Genomic DNA, 23,962 nt, shown 5'->3' with positions numbered 1-23,962 from the left:
ATAATTTATATGTTAATTCCCTGTCTCACCTTTAAAGTTATCTCGCCATCTTAAAAACTTCACTTCTAGTAAACGTACTAGAGAGTCAGAAAACTTCCCAACAAATGCAAATATAATTATGCCGACAAATACGATATCTGTATTTGAAAATTGCCTTGCATCCATAATCATATAGCCAATACCTTCTGTAGACCCCATAAGTTCTGCTACTACTAAACTCACCCACGCAACACCTAACGATAACCTTGCTCCTAGTAAAAGGTTAGGCAATGCAGCTGGTAAAATTAGTTTCGTGATTAATTTTCTTTTACTAAACTCTAACACTCTCGCAACATCAAATAACTTTGAATCCACACCTCTAATACCTAAAAATGCGTTTACGTATAAAGGAAAAAATGCACCATCTGCAATTAATAACACTTTTGATGTTTCACCAAAACCGAACCATAATACGAAAAGCGGCGCAACAGCTAAATGAGGTACAGTTCTTAACATTTGCACAGATGGGTCTAAATATTGCTCACTTCTCGTTGAAAATCCAACAATCGTTCCTAAAATGATTCCTAAGCCCCCACCAATAAAGAAACCAGCCGCAGCCCTGAATACACTAATACTTAAATGGCCGAATAACTCTCCTGTTTTAATAAGCTCTTGGAAAGCTAGAAAAATATCTAATGGTGTTGGTAAAACTGTTTTAGAAACAAGACCGAATACGCCAGCCAACTGCCAAATTATTAATATAATAACCGGTATAGTAATCGCCCTTACTAAAACTTTTACATTTAACTTTCGTACCTTCTTTATGCCATTTTTCTTAATCGTTATACTCGCTGGTTTCATAACAGCTTTCGTATTTTCCACTTTACAAAACCTCTTTTCACTTCGCTTTCAATGCTTTTTCTACGAAAGAATTATCTACAACTTTTTCCGTCTTAATTTCTTTCTTTATAGAACCGAGCTTATATTGAAAATCCGCAGTCTTTTGTTGTTCTGCTATTATTTCCTTAGTTACCGGAACTAAAATTGGTTTGTCGTGATTAAACACTTCTTTTACAATCTCTGCATCTATCTTTTTTACAGAAGTGTATACTTTTATTGCTTCATCTAAGTTAGCATCTTGCCATACACGTGCTTTCTCATAAACTTTGAGGAATTTCTCAACTAATTCTGGATGTTCTTTCGCAAATTTTGTCCTCGTAATTAAAAATTCTGGTGAAGAGACATTTAATGTTTCACCGTCTGCAATCACCTTCGCACCTTTATTTAACGTATGTAATGATATGAAAGGGTCCCAAATCGCCCATGCATCTACTGATCCTGATTCGAATGCAGGCTGCGCTTCATCTGGTTGTAATTGAATGACATTTACATCTTTTGCATCAATACCTTCTTTATCAAGTGCTCGATATAATAAATTAAAGGCACTACTTCCTTTTGCTACTGCAATTTTTTTACCTTTTAAATCTTTTACACTCGCAATCTTACTATCTTTTTGAACGAGAATTCCAGTTCCTTTTCTCGCATAACTTGTATTGGCGATTTCGGTAAATCCAATACCTGCTGCTTGCGCTGAAATGACTGGAGAATTCCCTACTTCACCAAAGTCTAATCGGTTTGATGCGATTGCTTCAAAATAAGGAGGTCCACTTTGGAACTCTGTCCATTTCACTTTAACTCCTTCTTTTTTAAACTCCTCTTCAAACCACCCCTTTTTCTTTGCTAGTAATAGCGGGCTTAATCCTTGTTGTATACCAATTTGTATTGTTACATCTTCTTTCTTACTACTTGCTGTACTTTTTTCACATCCTAACAAACATACTGATATAGCTAAAGCAAAAGAAAGAATTTTTAATTTTTTATACATATAAAATCACCCTTTTCCTATATACTTGTTTGAATCAACCCTCCATATTCAAACTGCTGTAATACTTTCGTTCGAAGTTGTTGGAACGATTGAGAAGTTTTATTTCGCGGATAAGCCAAATTATTTTCAATCACTTTATGTATTTTCCCTGGTTTTGCACTCATAATGATGATTCGGTTTGAAAGATATATCGCTTCGTCTATATCATGTGTAACGAATATCATTGTTGTTTTCTTCTGCTCCCAAATATTTAGCAATACTTCTTGTAAATGACTTCGAGTAAAAGCATCCAGCGCTCCAAAAGGTTCATCAAGTAATAATACATTTGGATCTCTTAATAACGCTCTCGCTATCGCAACACGTTGTGACATCCCGCCTGAAATTTCTTTCGGATACGATTTTTCAAAGCCATCTAACCGAACGATTTCAACCCATTCTCTTACCTTATCTTTCACATACTTATCTTTTAACGATAAATCTGCCGCTATATTTTCTTCAACTGTTAACCATGGAAAAAGCCTATGTTCTTGAAAAATAAAACCTTGTTTCTTGCTCGTTTTTAAGATAGGCTCCCCGTCAATAACAACTTCCCCTTCAAAATCATTATCTAGACCGGCAACAATTTTTAGTAATGTACTTTTTCCGCACCCACTCGGACCAATTACTGTAACAAAATCCCCTTTCTCTAATTGAAAATTAATATTCTCTAATACTTGAACAGTACCAGTTTGTTTCAAAAAATATTTTGATACCCCATCAATTGAAACAGTCATTTCTTCTCCTCCTTAAAATGATTCATATAAATGAACAGATTCAGTATTTGTGCAATAAAAAAACCAAAGGCATTTTATCAACAGATAAAATGCCTTTGGTTTCTCCAATCAGCAATACGTTATGGAATTAAGTACATATTATACAAATATTTCCGATAAGTCAACTAGGTTTTATCAAAACATACATATGATTCGTTTGAATATTTTTACTGTTGTTTATTTGAACGATATCATTTACTTACTATTTTTTCTGATTTTTAATCCACTGTAACCAATAAGAAAACTCACACGCTAAATGCATTTGATGGAATTTAATAACTAAGCGACGAAATTTCTACAAAAAAAAGAGTAATTTCAAGAAATATGCTACTAACCTTAGATTTATTAAAAAAGTTAGATCATATAACTTGAGACTACTCATTCCCATCCAAAATATTTATGTAATTAAATTTTATTTCCTCTGCACCCTGGCTGTCTCCAAAACTATTGGTGGCAGCTCTTTTTGAATGATTTCTTTTAATCCATAAAGAGCTTTCCTCACATAACCACCTTCGAAATTCCCTAATGGTTCTGGTAATTCATCTTCATCCAATATGAAGTATTCTCCATTTGGAAGTACCATAATATCGATGATTAAATCTTCAAAGGAAACCACTTCATCTTTTATTTGTGTGTTTTTTACAATATTAAAATAGGAACCTAAATACTTTCCTTTTATATCTCTCCATACGTATAAATTGTACGGACGATCTTTCCAGTAATATGCGATTGTATAACTTCCTTTTGGGATTGTTAACTTAGTATCATTTGCAGTCATTGTAAATGAATACTGCACCTCGTGAAATAAAACGATACTTTGTGATTGCTTTTCAAGTAATAAGCAATTGTGATCTACTATTGTTGAGTTATACCGGATTTTTCTTTCTATAATTTCAATTTTCGATGTAAGTAACTTATTCATTATTTTGTTTCCCCTTATGCTAGTTCTATCCTCAATTATATCCATTTATGTAGTGATAAAGAAGTGTATAGTTTTTTATATAATGTTTTATAAAAGTATATAATAAAAACTCCTTCTTATTTAGAAAGAGTTTTTCACTATCCATGTTTCATATTTTTTCACTTCTAACGGAAGCTCATTTGTTTTTATGTAACTAACAGCACTATTACTCATGTTTTAACTTTTCCTTAACCGCATCATAAAATTTTCGTTCTTCATCAACATTTAAGTAAACACGACTTACTGTTTTAGAAAAGCCGTATAACAACTGCGCTTTCACTGGCTCTTTTAATGTTATTTCAAAAGTAGCAGGTTCTTTTATGAACTCCATAACAGTTGCATCCAATACCTGTTTCCTTTCTTTTGCCGTTAGCAATTCACCCTTGTAGAACGCAATATTATCAATTTGTGTAAATGGCATAACAATTTTCTTTCCTAATCCGATTTGAATGACTACTTGTTCTTCTGTTACGACAAGGGGATTTTTGCGCATCGCTTGTATTTCAGCTATAAAATAAATCATCGCGTATACATTTAAAGTAAGTAAAATCCATGCTATTACTGGATTCCACTGATGTAGTAAATAATGAAAACCAATGCTTTCAATTATTGTTGCATGAATAATCATGATATACACACCTATAGCACCAGTCTTTTTATGATATGAGTATACAGATTTACCTGTTGGTACTTTTTCACGCCACGATAAAAACGCATAATAGATTAACTTACACTCTGTTAGAATGGCATCTACTAACTTACTTCTTTTCATAGTAGCGTCAAACGCTGCATCAATTGCATAAGAAAAGGAATAATTTTCTCTTCTATATTCTTTATATTTTTTTATTATTTTAGGAAGCACTCTAACAATTTTATAGAGAAGGAATAATTCTAGACCTACAAATGCAATTTCAGCCGCAACAATAATATAAGAGATGAATGAAAAAGCTTGTAAATAGTCACTTGGAATAATAAATCTCGCAAAAATATAACCAGCTATTACAACAGGAACTATATACGTTAACGAGTATCTTTTTCGAATAATGAAGAAATACGTGATGATTGGAATGACAAACATGCAATCTAATAATGACCCAAGCACAACTTCTTTCGGCGCAACTGGTACAATTGGAAGGGCATACAATAAATAGTTTGGTAGCATAATTAAAAAGACGAGTCCAATCCAAACACCTTTTCGCCTTCGTGATAGTGTAACCTCCATACGTTCACTCCTTTATTTAAAAACCTCATTTAAATGGTCTTTATAAAATGAAATGGCACGTTCAAATTCTTTTACTTCCTCTACTTTCACGACAGTTTCAAGTAATAATTTCATCGCTGATTCGTGATCGTTTACGTTATATTTTGCTAATGATAAAAATACTTTCATCGGAGCGTTCTCTGGGAATTTTTTCACCCCAGCTTCTAATACTGTAATTGCCTTTTCATATTCCCCTATACAACGATATGTACTTCCTAAACCAATATAAGCACCGCAAAGCGATTCGCCATCAAGTCCATTTGCGATTGCCTGCTCATAATACGGAACTGCTTCTGTTTCTAGCCCCATTACATCATGTATCCACGCACACTGATACAGTACTTCTGCATCCTTTGTAAAGTTTGTTAATCCTATAAGCATCTCTTTAGACTGCGCATATTTCTTTTCGTTTCTAAGTTTAATAGCTTGCTTTAATAAATGTTCCATAGAATCCACTCCTCACCAATTATTCTGTGTATAGCTCTTGATTGGTATACGCTTCACATTCGTGTAAAAGTAAAATTCCCACCAATTAAAGTTTCGCTTACTTATTACTATGCGGATTCATTCTCATCTAAAAACTTAATTTTAAAAAGCAGTGACACGATTACATAATAACTCTAAGCTTTTGACAATTTCTTTCGCTGTTTCATCTTTCCCATTACACAACTTCCCTTTACCATCCTGTCCAATTACATAATGCACAGCTCCGCGCGAATATAAAGAATGTGGTGAATTCGCAATCATTACATTCGCCCTTGCTTCTTTCATTCTATTTTTTGCTCTTTCAAACAGTTCTTCTTCATTTAAATCACTTTCAAGTTTAAAACCAACAAGTACTGTTTCTGGGTCCCATTCTTTTATTTGTTTTAATACTTTTGGAGCCTTTTGAAAGTGAATAATCGGTGCTATATCACTTGAAATTTTTCCGTTCATATTAAGAACATTACCATCTTGATCACAAATTTTCTCCACAATCCAATCTGATCCAGCCGCTGCCATAATGACTGCATCAATCTTTTCATGTGATATGATACTTTTCATTTTATCTTGTAAATCAACGATTCCTTCAAATGGATGTAATTCTAACCCTCTATGTACATCACTCGGTTTCTCCGCAAAATAACCGTGTAAATATATAACATGTGCCCCTTTAGCTAGAAGTTCTTCTGCGATTATCCTTCCGATTGTACCTTTGGCCATATTTGTATGCCCGCGTACTTGATCCCATTTTTCTAGACAACCACCGCTCGTAATTAATACCTTTTTCCCCTTCATTGTAACCATCCCTTACTAATTTTTCTTACGAAACCATTCTGTTCCAAAGTCAACTATATCACGCTGTTTCATTAGACGACACGTTGCATTCCCTATCTTCCCATTTTTTACAGTTCCTTTTCGCTCAAACTCCACACCAATTTCTACAAACTTCTCAGATTCGTAATCCATTTCAAAAAACTCTTTCCACACTCTTTCACCGTTTTCTATAATAGGTGCTCCTACTTGTATTAACTCACATGCACCAGAACGCACCTCGGATAAATGAACAGACGTATTGGAATCATATCCAACACCAATTAATAATACGTACCCGTCTAAATCATATATTTTTCTTAATGGAGATTCTTCTCCAAAGCTCATTGATAACGAATGGTTCATTGTTATTTCTACTGCATGTTTTCCCCATGCAGCAAAACTTCCTAACGGATGATTACTACGTACTACATTCGGATATGTACGAAAACATTCAACTATTTCACCCATTCCCCTTGTTGGGGTTATACGTGAATCAAATGCTGGGACGTTATCTCGGATAATTTGCCACCAGTCTTCCGGTACAGGTGGTCTTGACCAATGTTTCGGATCGGACAAATCCGAAGATTGCGTTGGCATTATTATCGTTCCTTCTTCCGTAACAACTTTCATTAATGCTTCTACTACAGCAACCGCACCACCAGATATCCACCCGATAGAACTTAGTGATGAATGAACGATAATTGTCATTCCTTTTTCGACTCCTAATGCTTTTAAATCTTTTGTTATTGTTTCGATTGTATTTGGAAATTGTGTACTTGCTACTATTTCATTCATTTTCATATTGGTTCCCCCACTAGCTACGTAAATTTAAACTTTTATATAAATATATTATCATATTTTTCTTAATTTTTAACTTAATCATTTTTCACATCTATAAAAAATAGTAATATTATTACACAAAAAATATTTGAATTATAATATTCAGATTTAAAACACAAAAAGAAAGTGAAGATTTTACATCCAACCATAAAAAGCTGTTTTATACATAGACGAAAGAGCTCATCACAAATGATGAGCTCTTTGTTTACTTTATCCTTCAATTGTAACCCCAGTAAACATTGATAAGTTTCCCGTTATTTTCTCACCTACACGTAAAAATAAGCCTGCTGCTCTTCCGCTTATACAGTGAGAGCCAATTAATAGTTTACCAGTATATGGACCATCCCATGTGTCAATGGTATAGTCAGGCATTTCTATGTATTGCTGGTATATCTTCCTTTGTTCAAAGTAATACTCTGTTTTATCTTCAGCTAATAATTCATCATTTTCGTATATAGATACTCCGCCACCTTCACGACCAAATACAGGTTTTGAAACGTATGATTCATGTCTTTCTAGAAATCGCTTATTTGAAAAATATGTTGGTAGAAAGTATTTATAAATAATGTCTTGCTCTTCTTCTGTAAAGAAAACACTTTCTTCATAAAGCTTCCAAATTAGTGCGAGTACACTTTTGTTTTGCATAACAAACGCGGCTGGCGGATTAATAATTTTCACTCTTTCTTGCGCAATATGATCTAAAAATTGTAAACCAATCCTTTTTCCATTCTTATCAACGTCCGTTACTAAATACTCTATTGGATACAGTCTATATAAATATTTTATTTTTTCTCCACTTGGCGTATATATACCATCTTCCGCAACGACAATGTCTTGTATTCCTACATAGTCCGTTGACTGATTTAAGCAATACGTTCTTAAAAACTGAACCGTTTGACTATCTTCATCGTGCCAATCATAACTAGTAAAATATATCGTCTCTTCAGGGCCTATATGATAGTCATGTTTAATTTGTTCCCATGCCTGCACAATATGCTCTTCTATATGGTTTGGGTGATTTACATCATGATAACGGCATAACACTTCATTTGCGACAGACGGTTCTAAATAGCCTGTTGGCGTATCACAATTTACTTCTATTAATTTTATATCGTCACCATTTACGATAAAATCAAACCTTGTAAAATATGAAAATAAACCATTATGTTTCATTCTCGCCATTTCCCACGCTTCAGCTGGGAATCCAAGTTTTTGAAAATCTTCTGTCGTATTTACAATATATTGATACGTTCTATATAACACATACATGATTTCTTCTGTCGCTTTTGAGATAGCAGTATAAGTTTTTGCTGGCATGCGATACATCCCTGTTGCCATATATTGATTCCATTCTTCATTCTCTAACAGACTAGGCCAAGTGAAACCATTCCTACTAGCCTCTTCTGCAAGTGAAAACCATACTTTCATATACTCTTCTTGCTCTCGTTCTGTATACATTACTCCATTACCCTTTCGTTTTAGGATCCTGCTGGCGCTTTTGCGTTTCCAATTCCACTTGAACCAGAGTTTACTTTCGGTGTTTGCGTAGTAGATGATTTTGGCGTATTTGTATCTGGTGTTACTTTATTGGATGGATTTGGCTGCTGTTTATTTAAATCTACTTTATTGGAAGTATTATTGTTACCGTTAGAACCACCAGTATAACCACCGCTACTACCGCCACCTGTTCTACGCTCATCTTTTTCACGATATGGAATAACATTATTTGCATACGGTTTCTTCATTAAATTTGGTTTTGCTGTATAATTCATATTTGAAGTTCTACTCGCTAATAAATATCCTGCTACAAATGGAAGTATCGGTAAATGAGAGTTTTCATGATAAGATGAAAATGACGGATTATTTTCCTTGCATAACTCATCTTTCTCTACATTTTCATTGGTTGGGGCTTTATCATCACAATTTAATGTTTCTTGTTCATTTCTTTGTTTTGCACCATCTGTTTTAACAGCTGTACTTTCTTGCTGAGCAGTTTCTTCTTCATAATCACCACAACCTGTTAATAAAAAAGATGACACCCCTATTGAAGTAGCTATTTTTATAAACTTACTTTTATCCATTCTCACTTGTTATACACCCATCTTCTTTTATCTATATTTTTCCAGATACCTATATTATATAATGAAATTATTATTTTTTTCAAACTATATTCAATATGTACAATTGTATATTTTCATGCTATTTTTCCATGTAACAATGAAATCTTTCTATCCCTGGATATTTTTCTCCTAAACTTTTAACTTGAAAACCAATTCTTTTATAAAATTCTACCGCCCCATCGTCTGTCTCTGCTTCTATATAAGTCAATTGATATATCCTTACCACTTCTTTAATCATTTGCAGTGCAATTCCTTTTTGACGATAATCTGGAGCCACTGCTATATGACATACTCGTGCTTTAGTTGCTCCGATTACTTCAATACCTAGACAAGCTTTTTCTTCATATTTGTACAAAGTCCCTTTATTACTTTGATAAAATAATACTGCTTTCTTTAAGCTTATTTCATTTGGACCGACGGCATATTGTAGCACATTTAATATTGAATCTTTTTCAATTTGTTCAACGCGATGTAAATTCATATTTTCATCCCTTTCTATGAAAAAAAGACTAACTCTTAATAAAAAGAGCTAATCTCATTACGCCGTTATTTTTTCTTCTTTTTTTACAACGACAGCCACATAACTATGAAGTATCATTCCAATAATAACGAGACTCATACCAATCCAAGATAATGATGACGGAATTGGTGCAGATAACCAGATCAGCTCTCCTACTAGCGCAAATAAAACTTCACCAGACTGCGTCGCTTCCACTGTTGCTAATTTTTGCGGATCATCTTTCACAAGATCTGTTGCAAAGAAAAATAATACTGTCGCGATTAACCCAGAGCTAACTGCTACAATAAAACATTGAAAAACTTGGCTACTTGACGGTAATCCGCCTGTTGATACTTCGTAACCAGATAATAAAAACCAAAATGGTAAACTTGCTAATGTCATACCGAGTACTCGCTGAAATACATCTAATTCCCCTTTACAAACTTGCATCATTTTTCTATTTCCAAGAGGATACGCAAATGCTGCAATAAGTACAGGAACTACACATAAAACGGTTTCACGAATACCTAATGAAGAAGCATGTTCTGCTTGCATGAGAACAACACCGAATAAAATAATGCCCGACATAACTAATTCCTTCATCGGAAGTTTTTTATGTAGTGGATCCACCGCAAAAAATGGTGTTAACAAAATCCCTGCAACGATTGTAATTTGCCATGTTGATGCAACAAGCCAACCTGGTCCGAACGCTCCAGCAAAACTAAGCGGTGCATAAAAGAGACCAAATCCAACGATACTCCACACTAACCATTCTTTCGGATTGTTTTTCATATATTGAAAGAGTTGCTTTAAGTTCCCTCTATACATAACAATAAGTAATAGCATTGGAACCATAAAATAATACCGTAATGATGCACTCCAAATCCAGCTTCCACCTTCTAAGTCCATTGCCCGGTTTAAAACAAAGGTAAAGGCAAAGAAAAATGATGCCAATATCCCTATAACAATTGCTTTCATTGTAAAACCCCTTGTATTTAATTTTTTATCTCTATGACATATATTTTAGTATACGCGATGAAAAATCTACATACAAACTTACATTTCACTTTGGGATGATGAAGGAATTGTAGTAGATTTACATGGGAATAAAGTGCATTGGTATGAAATCGAGGCCATTACATATCAAAATTTTCAAGGGTCAAAATCTACTTTAATCTCGACCCACTATACTCACCATGAAAATATACACATCCGCTATAAAAGATGGCTACCAACTATTGCACATTCAATTTACTGGTTTTCTATTGAGAAACCAAAAGATTATCATAAAAATTTAATGATAGCTTGGGAAGAAAAGCGAACGAATAAAAACAAACGCCTCCTTTAATTATTATTTAGGGGCGTTCGTTCATTCAAAAATTAAAGAATATGTAGTTTATATTCTCTGTATAATTTCCTCAAACGACTGATATGAGCTTGATGATACCAATTATGATCTGCTATATGCCATATTCACCATCTTATTGTCGCAGTTTCGCCTTTTTCATACAAAACTTCCTCTCTTAAAAGAACAACACCATATGTTCATCATCACTATACACACCATTCATTTTTATAGCCCTTTTTTCAATTCCGTATGTTTTAAATCCCATTGATTCATATAATCGTTTGGCTGGTTCGTTCGTTGACACAACCCCTAAATTCAATTGCTCTAGCTTCATCTCTTTTGCCCTTTCAATTGCTTTACGTATTAAATCACGTGCAAGACCACTTCTTCGATTTTCAGTATCTACATACATTGCAACGATATGTCCTTTATGCTTATATGCGTCTTTTTCTTCTGTTAATAAAGTAACAACCCCAACTAAACGATTTTCATTATTAAAAGCACCAAATGTAAAACTACTTTTGGATGAAAGATTACTAGCAACTCGTTCAAGAGGATTTTCTTGACGTACTGCTTCTTCATAAGTCGTTATAAATGCTTCTGGATTTACTTGTAATGCTTGTAAACGTAACTCCCAATATTGTTTTGCATCCGCTTTTGTAAGTAATCGAATCATTTTATCTTCCCCTTTTTAATTTACATAATATTTTTATAGGCTACTTTTTTTGATTCATACTCTTCTTTTAATATACTGTAACGATTGCGATGAATGAACTTCCCCTGTCTCAATCGATCATTTCTCATTAACCCTTCGCATACAAATCCGGCACTTTCATAACTCTTTTTAGCTTTTGTATTATCTTCATCTACACGTAACCAAATTTTCTCCAATTCAAACTGAGAAAAACCTATTTGTAACATGCTGTTTAGAGCTGCCATTCCAAATCCTTTACCCCAATAGTCTTTATTTCCAATCGCAATTCCTAGTTCAGCATTTTTATTTGTTTTATCAAAATTTTTAAGGTCTACCCATCCAATATGTATACCTGCCTCAGTAACGATTGCCCTTTGTTCATAACCATTTTTTCGGCTTATACAAGCTTCAATCCAGTTTCTCGTATCTCCACGAGTGAACGGAGGATATTGATCTGGTACGACTAAATGCTTTGTTACATCTCTATCTAATGACCATTGATAGCGATCTTCTACATCATCTAGTGTCAATTCTCTTAATTGAACATATGGTACATTCATTTTTCTCTCCCCTTTTTATTTACCAATAGAAAATCCTTCGAACACTCTTCCACCATACTGTTCTAACGTCTTTTCTATAAAATGAATTAATTCATTTTTCTCTCCCGTTTTATAAAAATAATCAAAAGCCGCTACAAATTTGTTTGCATATTGCTCATCATATCTTTTTAGCACTCTAATAAACCATTTTGAACTCCCAAGCCACTTACCATTTACTCTTAATACATATTCATGTACTAAATCCGCTAATAAATTAGCGATAAACAATTCTTCTTCTCTTTTTGTTGCACCAATAAAGTCATCTAAAGTATCCGTAATAAAATATCGCTTCTGCTTAATCGTTTCTTCGGTCCATTTAGCTGGTCCTTTATGTAGTAAATCATTCGCTTCTTTTTTTAATTTCTCAACAATTTCCTTTTCCCCTTTTAATGCAATCCCTTCCGAAATTAATTGTGGTAACGACGGTCTCCCTCGATCACAATCCATTTTGAAAAAGGTTTTATATGTTTCAAAATTATGAACAAACACCTCAACAGGCCATCCATTACTATAGAAAGATTCCCTATAGCAAGAAGTTAAACTTTGGTCAACTATTACAATATCAAGGTCAGATGTTTTCGTCGCTTCTCCTCGTACAACGCTTCCGCCGAGTAAAGCTACATCACAATTAGAAAATTGTAATGTAATTATGTTTTGTGCTGCGTCAATTGCTTTCATAACCGATCCTCTTTTCTTATTTCACTTTCTTTTTTTCAGCTCTTTCTCTCGCTTTTTTTATATAGCTTTCTGCATCTGGTGTTTTACATGATGTTGCACCGTGATCAACCTCTACTTTTCCAATTTCACGTGCAATTTCAATCGCTTGTCGCTCTAAGTCTTCATTACGAATTCCTATTGCGATTAAAGCACTATTCATCGCTTCTTTTTTTCTATTTTTTTCATTATGTATATTTTCTTTAATCTCTTCTAAGTACGGAGAGAAGAAATCATCATGTAACGTTTTATTTTTAATCGCTATATTTGCTAATAAAGACCAGCCAGCTCTTCCAATCCATTCATCATTAGACTTTGTCCACTCTTCCATTCTTTCTATTGCAATTGGCGAAGTACATATAGATGTCATAAGAACATCCATCAAACAGTAATAATCAACATCCTGAATCCAACTATTAAGCTGTTCTGTCGTTATTTTTTTCAGATCTAAAATATAAGTTGCTAATGTCATTGCGTCCATATTTTTCGTTTCCCACAATCCAACTGCTAAATCATGATCTTTTTTTATCTTCTTTTTTAACAATTTTAAATTCGCAAAACTAACTCCAAATAACGGCTCTTTCGCTCCGTGGTTTTTATACGTTTTTCGATTTTGTTCTGTTCCATATTCCTCTAGTTGCTGCATTACTTCCTCAAGTAACATATACCCACCTCTTTATCTTTTATGTTGACTGTATATATGTATGTACGATATATTCTACATTACTTTTTGGTTTTCCTATATTTATTTTTAAAATACGGTATGTGAAATTTTTAAACATTGCACAGCTACACCATCAAAAAACTATACATGTTAAACATACAGTTTTTTGATGGTATCAATTTTCCGTAGAATAAGATATAAACTACGAAAGAACTTTTAATGAGATGTGTATTTCCAACATATTTAGAAAACTCCTTAAAATGGTTTACTATCATACTTTTATACCTCCTTCATAAATTATGTTTACTACATTTATTCTTAGCCAAAATACTTTCTACATTTTAATAACTCTCTCAATAAGATTTTCTTATATAAAAATCCCTACAAACGCTGTAGGGATTTATGTCTAAATCATTTTGCTACACTCTATTTCATATGAAAATAGTTTCCTTATTCAGATGCATTCATAAGCACAATTCTCCAACCATCTGGATCCTCTATTGTGGTTCCTTTCTCTATCCAATACGGGTTTTCTGGTTCCACCTCATGGTAGCCCATATTACTTAATCGATTTACTATATTTTCAATTTCATCTTTATTAGGCATATAAAAAACTAGTAAATTATCTTTTGTCGGTGCCGGACATGGACTTCCATTAACATGTGAAGTAAACTCCAAATGATACTCTTCATCTGGTAATCCAAACATAACCCCGTCATATCCTTCATGATTGTGAAATTCCCCTATACGTTTTAATCCTAATCCTGTTTCATAAAAACTAATCACTTCTTCCAATTTATCTGTTGGTCTTGCAATTCTAAATTGAACCCAATTCTTCATGCAAATCTCCTCCTTTTCATTTTCCAAAGCTTTATAGTAATTAGTATAGGTTAGATATATTCCCTTTAACATCCCTCATTAGTGTGAGCTTCCTAAGTTGAAAGACCTATTAGTTAATAAACAATAGGACTTTAGTATAAATTGCTATTTTGCATTGTTTCTAATGTTATCCATGACTGCCCAATTGGATTAACATATGGCCTTTCCTCATTACAAATTTTACAGTGAGAAGGTGCTTCTTCATTTTCGGGATACTGTACTCCACATGTAGTGCAAATATAATTATTCATATTCCCGCTCCTTTTTTCATATAATTGTTTCTTTACCAATATTTTAATAAAAATCAAAAATATTCGAATCAATATTTGGAACGAAAACGAAGTGATACGAAAGTATGATTTGGTGATTGAAAGTTTAAATTCATTCTATTTTTCAAAACTGCAATTGATATAAAATCTTGCATACTTTTGGGTAAACTTTTTTACAAGTGTAAAAAAGTTTCTTTGCATTTCCCTACCTATAATTGCTAATATAGTAGAGTAGAACTTTTATAGAGAGAAGGAAAATTATGCACAATGGAATTCGAATGACAACTTTAGTAAAAAGGGCTATGTTAGTTTGTGCGGGAGTATTATTCACATACGAAGCGGCTTTTGGATCAGTACATACTGCTTTAGCTAGTACAGAGGATGAAGCAAAATCTGTTCAACTTGTAAGTGAGATTCAAACATCTCTTGCTCCGAAAGAAGCTCCAAAACATTATAACGGGCAAGTTAGAAAAGTCGCTTATTTAACATTTGATGACGGTCCTGGAAAATACACAGCTGAGCTTTTAGATATGTTAAAGAAAGAAAATGCAAAAGCAACATTTTTCCTAATTGGTTCAAACGTAAAAGCTTTCCCTGATCTTGTAAAACGCGAAGATGCTGAAGGCCACTACGTTGGGATGCACAGTATGACTCATAACTACAAGAAACTTTATACTGAAGGTCATTACGTAGATGAAATGAAGGAAGACCAAGGCTTAATCGCTGGTGTTTTAGGTAAATCACCAGTATTAACTCGTCCAGCTTACGGCTCTATGCCAGGATTAAACGAAGCTCTTCGCAACAAAGTTGTAGACAATGGCTTAAAAGTTTGGGATTGGACAATTGATTCTTTAGACTGGAAATATAACAAAATGCAAGTTGATGCTGCATCAGCTAAAATTGTAGAAAACGTTCTAGCTCATTCTACAAATCCAACAGAAGTTATCCTTATGCATGATATTCATCCACAATCAGTAAAAGCAGTACCTGGAATTATTAAAGGACTGAAAGAAAAAGGATATGAATTAGAAGCATATAATGAGAACGAACACTTCCCATTAAACTTCTGGCATGATAATCGTATGTAATGAAAAGACTTGATCCCCTCTAGTAGGTTATCAAGTCTTTTTTATCGTTTTTAGAATTTCCTTATAGAGAAAACCTATACACGCTTGCACCATATCAATATTATACGTCCCTTCCCTTTTATCAAATAAATTTAACTTTGAAATATCACATGCTATCTTTAACCTAGTTTAAATAAGTAGATGTTATATAATCGTATTTATAGTGCAAACTGAAGAAACTTGGAATCAATTTAAGAAAGAAACGCGATAAGTAAAAAACTACATAAGCGACTTATTCAAAATAAAAACATACATATCAGAATACAGTCAAAAAAGGATTGAATATACAATTTCAATCCTTTTTTATATTATCAACACTTTAGCACATATTACTCTTAAGGAGTGATATGTATATGGATTTTCTTTCACCTGAATATTTGTCTGCCTTGCTTGCCATTATTGTAATCGATTTAGTGTTAGCCGGAGATAACGCCATCGTAATTGGATTAGCAGCAAGAAGATTACCGAAAGACCAACAAAAGAAAGTTATCATTTGGGGAACCATTGGAGCAATTGCTATTAGGGCTCTCGCTACCTTAGTTGTCGTTTGGTTATTAAAAATACCTGGATTACTCCTAATTGGTGGTGTACTTCTTATTTGGATCGCTTACAAGCTGATCGCTGAGGGCAAAAATCATGATATTAAAGCCGAAGAAGGATTTTGGTCTGCTATTAAAACCATTATTATTGCTGATGCGTTAATGGGCATTGATAATGTACTCGCTGTTGCAGGAGCTGCCCATGGTAACTTTTCTTTAGTAATCATCGGACTATTAGTGTCTATTCCAGTAGTCGTATGGGGCAGCACATTAATTTTAAAATGGGTGGATCGTTTTCCTGTCATCATTACGATCGGAGCAGCCGTTTTAGCTTATACTGCCGCGAAAATGATTGTAGATGAGAAATGGTTCGCTGGATTTTTCGAAAGTAACCCTTTCGTTAAATGGGCATTTATCATTATTATCATCGTCGGTGTAGTTTTCTTCGGAAAGGCAAAACAAAAAGCAACAGCTGGTTTTGTCTCATAATGATGGTATATTTACAAATAAAAGGCGCTATTCATATGAATAGCGCCTTTTATTATTTATTTAGCTTCCCCTTCCGGAGTCGTTTTTACCTTCGTTTTGTTTTTATCACGGTTGTTATAGTTATACTTCGAACGATCTACTGGAGTGAATCCTTCCGGTGTGTAGAATCGTAATAAGTCACCATTTACGACTTGGTCAGAGTATTTTAGTGAGTTTTGAACCATTTGTTCATTTTTCTTTATTTCATCTGTAAATTCTACAGGTTTTCCAGTAGTTGTATCATAGTATTTGCCGTTTAGTGCAGTAACTGTTGGGCTTACGTAGTTACCGTTACGGAACGCAACGACTTGTTTATGATCTGGTGATAATAAATCAGAACCGAATTGAACATAATTCTTTGTATCTGTACCTAGTAAGTGTAATAGCGTTGGAAGAACGTCAATTTCACCACCGTATTGATGTTGTACGCCACCTTTCACTCCTGGTACACGAACGATTAATGGTACACGTTGTAACTGTGCATTTTCAAATGAGTTCATTTCTTTACCCATTACTTTTGACATTGCTGCATTATGATTATCTGAAATACCGTAATGGTCTCCGTACATAACAATAATTGAGTTATCATATAAACCAGATTGTTTCAAGTAATCGATGAAGCCTTTTACAGATTCATCTAAATAGCGTGCTGTTTGGAAGTACGTATCTACTGATGAATCACCTGTTGTTGCTGGTTCAATCGTTGCTTCTGCCTTATCGATTGGATAAGGGAAATGGTTCGATAACGTAATAAACTTTGTATAGAACGGTTGTTTCAACGTTTGTAATAACGGAATAGATTCATTAAAGAACGGTTTATCTTTTAATCCGTAGTTTACTACGTCTTTTTCATTCATATCGTAGTATGACGCATCAAAGAATTTATTAAAACCAAATGATTTATAAATATCGTCACGGTTCCAGAATGTTTTGTAGTTACCGTGGAATACTGCTGATGTGTATCCTTGTTGTCCTAAAATAGCTGGTGCTGATTGATACGTATTATGAGATTTCGTTGTAAAGACAGAACCTTGCGGTAAGCCAAACATTGAATTCTCTAACATAAACTCCGCATCAGATGTTTTCCCTTGTCCTGTTTGATGGAAGAAGTTATCAAAGTATAGTGTATTCGCATCTTTTGTAAATGAGTTTAAGAACGGTGTAACTTCTTGACCATTTAATTTGTAATCAATTAAGAAGTTTTGGAATGACTCTAAATGAATGTAAATTACGTTCATTCCCTTTCCTTTACCGAAATACTCAGGATTTGGACTTGCATAAGTTGATGTTAAATAATTTCGTACTTCTGTCATATTATCGCCATCCGCTAATGCTCGTTCTGTTGATGCTTTCGCACTTTGAATTCCATCATAAATTGTGTAGTTGTATGCACCTAAATATTTCACAATATAATTACGGTCAAACGTTCTTGTTAATAATTCAGGACGGTCAGACTCTGCAAGACCTAAGTTAACACTGAATAATAAAATACCTACTACAAATACTAGAGATAATTTATGCTTCGCAACACGAATTGGTTTTGGATTTGCAAATTTTGTTGCGACTAACACAATTAATATAATCGTGTCTAAGAAGTATAATGGATCATAAAGATGTAGCAACGCAAGAATACTACCACCTAAATCTCCAAAGTTATTCGTTTGTGTTAATGTCGGGAACGTAATAAAGTCACTGAAAAAGCGATAGTATACTACGTTTGCGTATAAAAGAATCGACAATAACAAATTAATGATAATTAACCAAATATAAGATCGTTTCCCTTTTGCAAATAATGCAAGTCCTAAAAATAGAACTGCTGAACTAAGCGGGTTAAAAAACAGCAAGAATTTTTGGATTGTGTTTGAAATTCCTAAATTGAATTCCGTTACATAAGCTGCATATGTTTTGAGCCACAATAAAATAACGGCAAACAGAAAGAATCCAAAATGATTGCTTAACACACTTTTGCTCTTTAATAAGAACTGTTTCATTTCTCCACCTCTTTTGATCATCCAAGGCTTATTTTTTATAAGTCTGTCTCTCTATTCAAATTTTCTTCTTCAAATAGATTATCTTTATTTAACTATATGAAGAATATTAGTAATTATAATTTGAAGCTAGTATTTATTCAACTATTTCTTTCTAGACATTTTGACCTTGGTTTCTATTTAACAAAATAAATTTGTAACATTTCCTGTTTTCTCCCAAGATTCATCCACTAATTATGACACCCCATACTATATACCTTTATAAACTCATTCGCAAACTATTCTATCTCCAAATTTGGTACATATTTCACATGACAAAATAATACGATTTGATTATATTACTCCACTTACATTTCCCTTCTTCAACTAACTCTTTAAATCTTAAAGTCATTACATCCCTTCCATACATGAAAGAATTCTCCTGTTCATTAATATTATATTTGAATAATTATTCATTTGACCGACCAGCGATGTTACGTTTTCTCGACAAAAAAACTCGCTCTAAAAAGAACGAGTTTTTTCATTATATATTATTGACCTTTGTACATTGCATCTACTTGTTTTTGAAGTTCCTCATTTTCTAAGAACTCATCATAAGTAGCCTCTTTATCGATTACACCGTTTGGTGTTACTTCGATAATGCGGTTTGCAATTGTTTGCACGAACTGATGGTCATGAGATGTGAATAATATTGTACCTTTGAATGCAATTAAACCGTTGTTTAATGCTGTGATTGACTCAAGGTCTAAGTGGTTCGTTGGATCGTCAAGTGTGATTACGTTCGCACCACTTAACATCATTTTAGATAACATACAACGAACTTTTTCGCCTCCAGATAATACAGAAACGTTCTTCTTAACTTCTTCACCTGAGAATAACATACGGCCTAAGAAACCACGTAAGAAGCTTTCAGACTCATCTTGTGGAGAGAATTGACGTAACCATTCAACTAAGTTGTAATCACTGTTCTCAAAGTACTTAGAGTTATCTCTTGGGAAGTAAGATTGAGAGGTTGTAACACCCCATTTGAATGAACCGCTATCCGGCTCCATTTCACCCATAAGAATTTTAAATAATGTTGTCATCGCAATATCGTTACGGCCGATAAATGCAACTTTATCACCTTTATTTAAAGTGAAGTACACATTATCTAACACTTTTTCACCATCAATTGTTTTAGAAAGACCTTCAACAGTTAATAAGTCATTTCCTACTTCACGCTCAGGTGTGAAGCCAACGAATGGGTAACGACGTGATGACGGTCTAATATCATCTAATGTAATTTTGTCTAATAATTTTTTACGAGAAGTTGCTTGTTTCGCTTTAGAAGCGTTTGAACTAAAGCGTGCAATGAAGTTTTGTAACTCTTTTACTTTCTCTTCTTTTTTCTTATTAGCATCTTGTGTTAATTTTAAAGCTAATTGGCTTGACTCATACCAGAAGTCATAGTTACCAACATAAAGTTGAATTTTACCGAAATCAAGGTCAGCCATGTGCGTACATACTTTATTTAAGAAGTGACGGTCATGGGATACTACGATAACTGTGTTTTCAAAGTTCATTAAGAAGTTTTCTAACCATTGAATCGCTTTTAAGTCCAAGTGGTTGGTAGGCTCATCTAATAATAGAATGTCAGGTTGACCGAATAAAGCTTGAGCAAGTAATACTTTTACTTTCTCTGCCCCAGTTAATTCTGACAATTTCTTATCATGAAGGTCTTCACCAATACCTAAACCTTTAAGAAGAATTGCAGCTTCTGACTCAGCTTCCCAACCGTTAAGCTCAGCGAACTCACCTTCAAGTTCAGCAGCGCGCATTCCATCTTCATCACTAAAGTCTTCTTTCATGTAAATAGCATTTTTCTCTTGCATTACTTTGTAAAGTTGCGTGTGACCCATAATTACTGTTTCTAATACTGGGAACTCTTCATATTCGAAGTGGTTCTGTTTTAATACTGCTAGACGCTCACCTGGCGTAATATGTATGTCACCTGTTGATGGTTCAATTTCTCCAGATAAAATCTTTAGGAATGTAGATTTACCAGCACCGTTTGCTCCGATTAAACCGTAGCAGTTACCTGGCGTGAATTTTATGTTAACATCTTCAAATAATTTGCGATCCGCGAAACGCAAACTAACGTTACTTACTGTAATCATTTGTGTCCTCCTACTAATACCGCTTATTTCAGCGTTTTCTCACCGATTGTCTTAAAAAATCGCATATTACGACTCAATTATTGTAGACTATAGCTATTATATAGTAGAAGCTGGATGAATAGCAACGGTTGATTACCTTTCTACAATGAAATCGGATAGTTTTTGTCCATTCCCCTAGCTATTGTATGTATATCATCGACCTCTTTCTCATATAACCTTTCACTGCTCATTCTGTAATATATAGGATTCATTTTCATCTGAAATATTATATACCGAAAAAACTGTAGAGAAATCATTCCCTACAGTCTCTTCTTATTTCGTATTTATTATTTTCTCTTTGTAACTCTTCATTTTACTCGTTAACCCTATTAACGCCGGTAATAATATCGGCATCACAATTAAAGCTAATAGAAGAAGTGCAACGCCAACTACTGATGCAACTTGTATAAGTGTTAATACACCTGATGGAATTAATGCTGCAAATGTCCCGCCTAAAATTAGCGCAGCTGATAATACAACTCCTCCTATATGACGAGATGCAGTTACAATTTTCGTTACCGAATCCCCTTCTATCTCGTTATAGCGCATCATTACGAAAATACTATAATCCACTCCTAAAGCGACAATCATAATGAAGCTAAAGAATGGAACATTCCAGCTTAATGAATCTACATGTAATACATGTGCACTAATTTGTTCGCTTATACCGAGTGATGCGAAGTACGCTAATAGTAATGAGCCAATAATAAATATTGTGTTTAGTAATGAGCGTGTAATTACGATTAATACAATCGCAATTCCAATTAACATAATTGTAGCTGTACGTAAGAAATCTTGCCCTGTTACTTCTTTTAAATCAACGTTTCTAGCTGTTGTTCCGCCAATTGCTGTTTTCGCATCATGTAATTCCGTTCCCTTTACAGTGCCATCGATTGTTTTATTGATTTCTTGAATAATTGGCATCGCTTCTTTTGAATACGGATTTACATCTAAAATGATAGTCATTTTAGCAATTTTTCTATCCTGCGACATGTACGTGTTCAATGCTTTTTGGAAATCTTCTCCCTCTAGCACTTCTTTTGGAATATAAAACTTCTCAGAGCTCTTCGATTCATTGAGCTCCCCTAAATATTTTTGTGCGTCATGCAGGCCATTACTTACTTTTCCAAGCCCTTCTGTACTTTTAGATAAACCGGATTGTAATTGCCCCATCTTTTCTTGCAGGTCTTTAAGGCCCGTTAAAAGTTGTCCTTGCCCATCGTTTATTTTCGTTAATCCAGATTGTAACTCAACTGATTTATTTGCAATTTGTTTTGAACCTGAAGAACCTTCATTTAATCCATTTTTAAGATCGGCTGCTCCCTTTTGTAACTTATTAACTCCATTGCTCATTTCTTTTAAGCCGTTATCCACTTTCAGTAACGATTGATTCGCTTCTTTAAATGAACTCATCGCCGTTTTGTGCTGTGTTGCTAATTGATTTAATTCATTTGAAAGTACGCTTAATTTCTTTTGAGCCTCTTTAGCAATTCCTATCGTTTGTTGTATGTTTGGATCATTCGCTAATTCTGGTTTCGTTTGAACGAAATTGGTCATTAACATTTCAATTTGTTCATATCCCTTTTTCGCACCATCAATCGCTTGAGAAATACTTCCGAAGTATTGATCGTAAGAGTTTAAACCTTTTTCTAACTGTGCATAACCAGCATGCAGCTGCGACGTTGCATTAGATAGAACATTTATATTTTCGTTTACTGAAGCTAAACCACTCTCAATTTGCTGTGCTCCTTGTGCACCGTCGTTTATGCCATTTGATAATTGATGTAAAGCTGTTCCTAATGCTGATACCCCGTTTTTCGCCTCGTTCGTTCCATCAATTAATTTTTGAACATTCGCAAGACTATTTGAATCATTACTTCCCATTTTATTTTTCGCATCTGTTAATCCATCATTAATTTCCTTTATGCCACCATCGGCATCTCCTAATCCTGTATTCAATTCTCCCGCTTGCTTATTTAAATATAATTCTTTTATCTTCTCACCAGTTGGACGTGTTGGTGCATATACTTCTGACACACCTTTAACTTTCGAAATTTTATCAGTTAATTCGTCTGAAATTTGTAGAGAAGTTCCTTCATCCAGCTTTTTATCAGATTGAATGACTAATGTACTCGGTGAAGAGAAACCAGGCGGAAAATGATCCTCTATTACGTTAATACCCATCTTGGATTCATACTTATTATCCACTTCAAATAAATCATTGTAATTAAGTGTATTAGAGTATTTTAATACGAAAGGAATCGATATTACGAATACGATGATTAAAGCGACAAATGGCCTTGCTACTGAGTTTTTCGCAAAGAATCCCCATAAGCGACTATCCTCATGACCTTTAAATGTTTTAACCGGATAAAACATTCCTTTTCCTAAAAGCACCATGAAAAATGGATTTAAAGTCGTTAATACGAGTAATAATACTAAAACACCAATTGCTACCGCTGAAGTAGATTGATATAATTTAAAACTTGCTAAAGCAAGTGATGCAAAACCAATTAGCACCGCTATTCCGCTATATAATACAGTTTTACCTGCTGATTTGAATGTTTCTTTCGTAGCTAAAAATGCATTTTCTTGTTTACTTAATTCTTCTTTAAACCTCGTATATAATAAAATGTTATAATCTGTTCCTACCCCATGCCCATCAACTTAAGAATCTAGACTACCCCCAAGTGTAAAAAAACGTTATTCTTTCTAAAAAGCTAACTAGAAAGGATGACGTTTTTTATGAATCTTTCGATTCAAGA

The 23,962-nt window shown here is 33.9% G+C and carries 22 protein-coding genes and 2 pseudogenes; 2 read left to right on the top strand and 22 right to left on the bottom strand.

The features are described from left to right. Positions 1 to 12: 12 nt before the first annotated feature. The 19 genes and pseudogenes from ACS2CR_RS21280 to ACS2CR_RS21190 all read right to left on the bottom strand — a co-directional run bounded on the left by ACS2CR_RS21280 (position 13) and on the right by ACS2CR_RS21190 (position 14,802). Positions 13 to 861, bottom strand: a complete 849-nt coding sequence (locus tag ACS2CR_RS21280; protein ID WP_000432134.1) for an ABC transporter permease — start codon at positions 859 to 861, stop codon at positions 13 to 15. A gap of 16 nt (positions 862 to 877) precedes the next feature. Further along, positions 878 to 1,864: an aliphatic sulfonate ABC transporter substrate-binding protein gene (locus ACS2CR_RS21275; protein WP_000277087.1), complete on the bottom strand. Its 987-nt coding sequence runs from the start codon at positions 1,862 to 1,864 to the stop codon at positions 878 to 880. Positions 1,865 to 1,881: 17 nt separating this feature from the next. Continuing rightward, entirely contained in the window at positions 1,882 to 2,637 is a 756-nt protein-coding gene (locus ACS2CR_RS21270; RefSeq protein ID WP_000218581.1) for an ABC transporter ATP-binding protein, read from the bottom strand. A 451-nt stretch (positions 2,638 to 3,088) separates the two neighbouring features. Beyond that, positions 3,089 to 3,598, bottom strand: coding sequence for a DUF402 domain-containing protein (locus ACS2CR_RS21265; RefSeq protein ID WP_001037878.1), 510 nt, complete (start codon positions 3,596 to 3,598; stop codon positions 3,089 to 3,091). A 205-nt stretch (positions 3,599 to 3,803) separates the two neighbouring features. Continuing rightward, positions 3,804 to 4,859: a hypothetical protein gene (locus tag ACS2CR_RS21260; protein WP_053514304.1), complete on the bottom strand. Its 1,056-nt coding sequence runs from the start codon at positions 4,857 to 4,859 to the stop codon at positions 3,804 to 3,806. A 12-nt stretch (positions 4,860 to 4,871) separates the two neighbouring features. Next, a complete protein-coding gene (locus ACS2CR_RS21255) occupies positions 4,872 to 5,345 on the bottom strand; it encodes a tetratricopeptide repeat protein (RefSeq protein WP_000400636.1) in 474 nt (157 codons plus the stop codon). A gap of 141 nt (positions 5,346 to 5,486) precedes the next feature. Continuing rightward, the gene (locus tag ACS2CR_RS21250; protein WP_000676724.1) at positions 5,487 to 6,176 is read right to left on the bottom strand and encodes a phosphopantothenoylcysteine decarboxylase domain-containing protein; all 690 of its coding nucleotides are present in this window, start codon (positions 6,174 to 6,176) and stop codon (positions 5,487 to 5,489) included. A 15-nt stretch (positions 6,177 to 6,191) separates the two neighbouring features. Beyond that, positions 6,192 to 6,995, bottom strand: coding sequence for an aminoglycoside N(3)-acetyltransferase (locus ACS2CR_RS21245; protein WP_000783344.1), 804 nt, complete (start codon positions 6,993 to 6,995; stop codon positions 6,192 to 6,194). Positions 6,996 to 7,244: 249 nt separating this feature from the next. Then, positions 7,245 to 8,492 (bottom strand): glutathionylspermidine synthase family protein, encoded by a 1,248-nt coding sequence (locus tag ACS2CR_RS21240; RefSeq protein WP_000287883.1) that lies wholly within the window; start codon positions 8,490 to 8,492, stop codon positions 7,245 to 7,247. A 20-nt stretch (positions 8,493 to 8,512) separates the two neighbouring features. Further along, positions 8,513 to 9,121, bottom strand: a complete 609-nt coding sequence (locus ACS2CR_RS21235; protein ID WP_001242170.1) for a hypothetical protein — start codon at positions 9,119 to 9,121, stop codon at positions 8,513 to 8,515. A 112-nt stretch (positions 9,122 to 9,233) separates the two neighbouring features. Continuing rightward, on the bottom strand, positions 9,234 to 9,635 hold the full coding sequence (locus tag ACS2CR_RS21230) for a GNAT family N-acetyltransferase (protein WP_053514303.1): 402 nt from the start codon (positions 9,633 to 9,635) through the stop codon (positions 9,234 to 9,236). Between the two features lie 57 nt (positions 9,636 to 9,692). Beyond that, the gene (locus ACS2CR_RS21225) at positions 9,693 to 10,631 is read right to left on the bottom strand and encodes a DMT family transporter (RefSeq protein ID WP_000644587.1); all 939 of its coding nucleotides are present in this window, start codon (positions 10,629 to 10,631) and stop codon (positions 9,693 to 9,695) included. Positions 10,632 to 11,033: 402 nt separating this feature from the next. Continuing rightward, positions 11,034 to 11,180: pseudogene (locus ACS2CR_RS21220) on the bottom strand (DinB family protein); the annotation flags it as partial. Then, a complete protein-coding gene (locus tag ACS2CR_RS21215) occupies positions 11,177 to 11,677 on the bottom strand; it encodes a GNAT family N-acetyltransferase (RefSeq protein WP_053514302.1) in 501 nt (166 codons plus the stop codon). The pseudogene ACS2CR_RS21220 and the gene ACS2CR_RS21215, both read right to left, overlap by 4 nt. A gap of 20 nt (positions 11,678 to 11,697) precedes the next feature. Next, positions 11,698 to 12,255: a GNAT family N-acetyltransferase gene (locus ACS2CR_RS21210; RefSeq protein WP_001102496.1), complete on the bottom strand. Its 558-nt coding sequence runs from the start codon at positions 12,253 to 12,255 to the stop codon at positions 11,698 to 11,700. 15 nt (positions 12,256 to 12,270) lie between these two features. Then, entirely contained in the window at positions 12,271 to 12,972 is a 702-nt protein-coding gene (locus ACS2CR_RS21205) for a nucleotidyltransferase domain-containing protein (protein ID WP_053514301.1), read from the bottom strand. 16 nt (positions 12,973 to 12,988) lie between these two features. After that, positions 12,989 to 13,672, bottom strand: coding sequence for a DNA alkylation repair protein (locus ACS2CR_RS21200; RefSeq protein ID WP_153602586.1), 684 nt, complete (start codon positions 13,670 to 13,672; stop codon positions 12,989 to 12,991). 450 nt (positions 13,673 to 14,122) lie between these two features. Further along, a complete protein-coding gene (locus ACS2CR_RS21195) occupies positions 14,123 to 14,512 on the bottom strand; it encodes a VOC family protein (protein WP_000800677.1) in 390 nt (129 codons plus the stop codon). 131 nt (positions 14,513 to 14,643) lie between these two features. Continuing rightward, positions 14,644 to 14,802 (bottom strand): hypothetical protein, encoded by a 159-nt coding sequence (locus tag ACS2CR_RS21190; RefSeq protein WP_001067270.1) that lies wholly within the window; start codon positions 14,800 to 14,802, stop codon positions 14,644 to 14,646. Between the two features lie 278 nt (positions 14,803 to 15,080). Between ACS2CR_RS21190 and ACS2CR_RS21185 the strand changes: the two genes are divergently transcribed. Beyond that, a complete protein-coding gene (locus tag ACS2CR_RS21185; RefSeq protein ID WP_000551443.1) occupies positions 15,081 to 15,908 on the top strand; it encodes a peptidoglycan-N-acetylglucosamine deacetylase in 828 nt (275 codons plus the stop codon). A 392-nt stretch (positions 15,909 to 16,300) separates the two neighbouring features. Further along, positions 16,301 to 16,975 (top strand): TerC family protein, encoded by a 675-nt coding sequence (locus ACS2CR_RS21180; protein WP_000346944.1) that lies wholly within the window; start codon positions 16,301 to 16,303, stop codon positions 16,973 to 16,975. Between the two features lie 56 nt (positions 16,976 to 17,031). Here ACS2CR_RS21180 and ACS2CR_RS21175 read toward each other — a convergent pair whose 3' ends face one another. The 3 genes and pseudogenes from ACS2CR_RS21175 to ACS2CR_RS21165 form a co-directional block, all read right to left on the bottom strand. Beyond that, positions 17,032 to 19,005 (bottom strand): LTA synthase family protein, encoded by a 1,974-nt coding sequence (locus ACS2CR_RS21175; protein WP_000808774.1) that lies wholly within the window; start codon positions 19,003 to 19,005, stop codon positions 17,032 to 17,034. A 527-nt stretch (positions 19,006 to 19,532) separates the two neighbouring features. Then, complete coding sequence (locus ACS2CR_RS21170) at positions 19,533 to 21,158, bottom strand: ABC-F family ATP-binding cassette domain-containing protein (RefSeq protein WP_000633864.1); 1,626 nt, start codon at positions 21,156 to 21,158, stop codon at positions 19,533 to 19,535. 312 nt (positions 21,159 to 21,470) lie between these two features. Then, a pseudogene (locus tag ACS2CR_RS21165) lies at positions 21,471 to 23,852 on the bottom strand (MMPL family transporter); the annotation flags it as partial. Positions 23,853 to 23,962 lie beyond the last annotated feature (110 nt).

This window comes from Bacillus cereus group sp. BceL291, from assembly GCF_051776705.1.
GTDB lineage: Bacteria > Bacillota > Bacilli > Bacillales > Bacillaceae_G > Bacillus_A > Bacillus_A cereus.
Note: the sequence above shows the minus strand (reverse complement) of the source record. Positions and strands in the feature narration are given on the sequence as shown.

What these genes read in the sequence shown, in the direction of transcription:
- ACS2CR_RS21275 (WP_000277087.1), bottom strand. Translation starts at nt 1,864, where the DNA reads ATGTATAAAAAATTAAAAATTCTTTCTTTTGCTTTAGCTATATCAGTA.
- ACS2CR_RS21270 (WP_000218581.1), bottom strand. Translation starts at nt 2,637, where the DNA reads ATGACTGTTTCAATTGATGGGGTATCAAAATATTTTTTGAAACAAACT.
- ACS2CR_RS21265 (WP_001037878.1), bottom strand. Translation starts at nt 3,598, where the DNA reads ATGAATAAGTTACTTACATCGAAAATTGAAATTATAGAAAGAAAAATC.
- ACS2CR_RS21260 (WP_053514304.1), bottom strand. Translation starts at nt 4,859, where the DNA reads ATGGAGGTTACACTATCACGAAGGCGAAAAGGTGTTTGGATTGGACTC.
- ACS2CR_RS21255 (WP_000400636.1), bottom strand. Translation starts at nt 5,345, where the DNA reads ATGGAACATTTATTAAAGCAAGCTATTAAACTTAGAAACGAAAAGAAA.
- ACS2CR_RS21250 (WP_000676724.1), bottom strand. Translation starts at nt 6,176, where the DNA reads ATGAAGGGGAAAAAGGTATTAATTACGAGCGGTGGTTGTCTAGAAAAA.
- ACS2CR_RS21245 (WP_000783344.1), bottom strand. Translation starts at nt 6,995, where the DNA reads ATGAAAATGAATGAAATAGTAGCAAGTACACAATTTCCAAATACAATC.
- ACS2CR_RS21240 (WP_000287883.1), bottom strand. Translation starts at nt 8,492, where the DNA reads ATGTATACAGAACGAGAGCAAGAAGAGTATATGAAAGTATGGTTTTCA.
- ACS2CR_RS21230 (WP_053514303.1), bottom strand. Translation starts at nt 9,635, where the DNA reads ATGAATTTACATCGCGTTGAACAAATTGAAAAAGATTCAATATTAAAT.
- ACS2CR_RS21225 (WP_000644587.1), bottom strand. Translation starts at nt 10,631, where the DNA reads ATGAAAGCAATTGTTATAGGGATATTGGCATCATTTTTCTTTGCCTTT.
- ACS2CR_RS21215 (WP_053514302.1), bottom strand. Translation starts at nt 11,677, where the DNA reads ATGATTCGATTACTTACAAAAGCGGATGCAAAACAATATTGGGAGTTA.
- ACS2CR_RS21210 (WP_001102496.1), bottom strand. Translation starts at nt 12,255, where the DNA reads ATGAATGTACCATATGTTCAATTAAGAGAATTGACACTAGATGATGTA.
- ACS2CR_RS21205 (WP_053514301.1), bottom strand. Translation starts at nt 12,972, where the DNA reads ATGAAAGCAATTGACGCAGCACAAAACATAATTACATTACAATTTTCT.
- ACS2CR_RS21200 (WP_153602586.1), bottom strand. Translation starts at nt 13,672, where the DNA reads ATGTTACTTGAGGAAGTAATGCAGCAACTAGAGGAATATGGAACAGAA.
- ACS2CR_RS21195 (WP_000800677.1), bottom strand. Translation starts at nt 14,512, where the DNA reads ATGAAGAATTGGGTTCAATTTAGAATTGCAAGACCAACAGATAAATTG.
- ACS2CR_RS21190 (WP_001067270.1), bottom strand. Translation starts at nt 14,802, where the DNA reads ATGAATAATTATATTTGCACTACATGTGGAGTACAGTATCCCGAAAAT.
- ACS2CR_RS21185 (WP_000551443.1), top strand. Translation starts at nt 15,081, where the DNA reads ATGCACAATGGAATTCGAATGACAACTTTAGTAAAAAGGGCTATGTTA.
- ACS2CR_RS21180 (WP_000346944.1), top strand. Translation starts at nt 16,301, where the DNA reads ATGGATTTTCTTTCACCTGAATATTTGTCTGCCTTGCTTGCCATTATT.
- ACS2CR_RS21175 (WP_000808774.1), bottom strand. Translation starts at nt 19,005, where the DNA reads ATGAAACAGTTCTTATTAAAGAGCAAAAGTGTGTTAAGCAATCATTTT.
- ACS2CR_RS21170 (WP_000633864.1), bottom strand. Translation starts at nt 21,158, where the DNA reads ATGATTACAGTAAGTAACGTTAGTTTGCGTTTCGCGGATCGCAAATTA.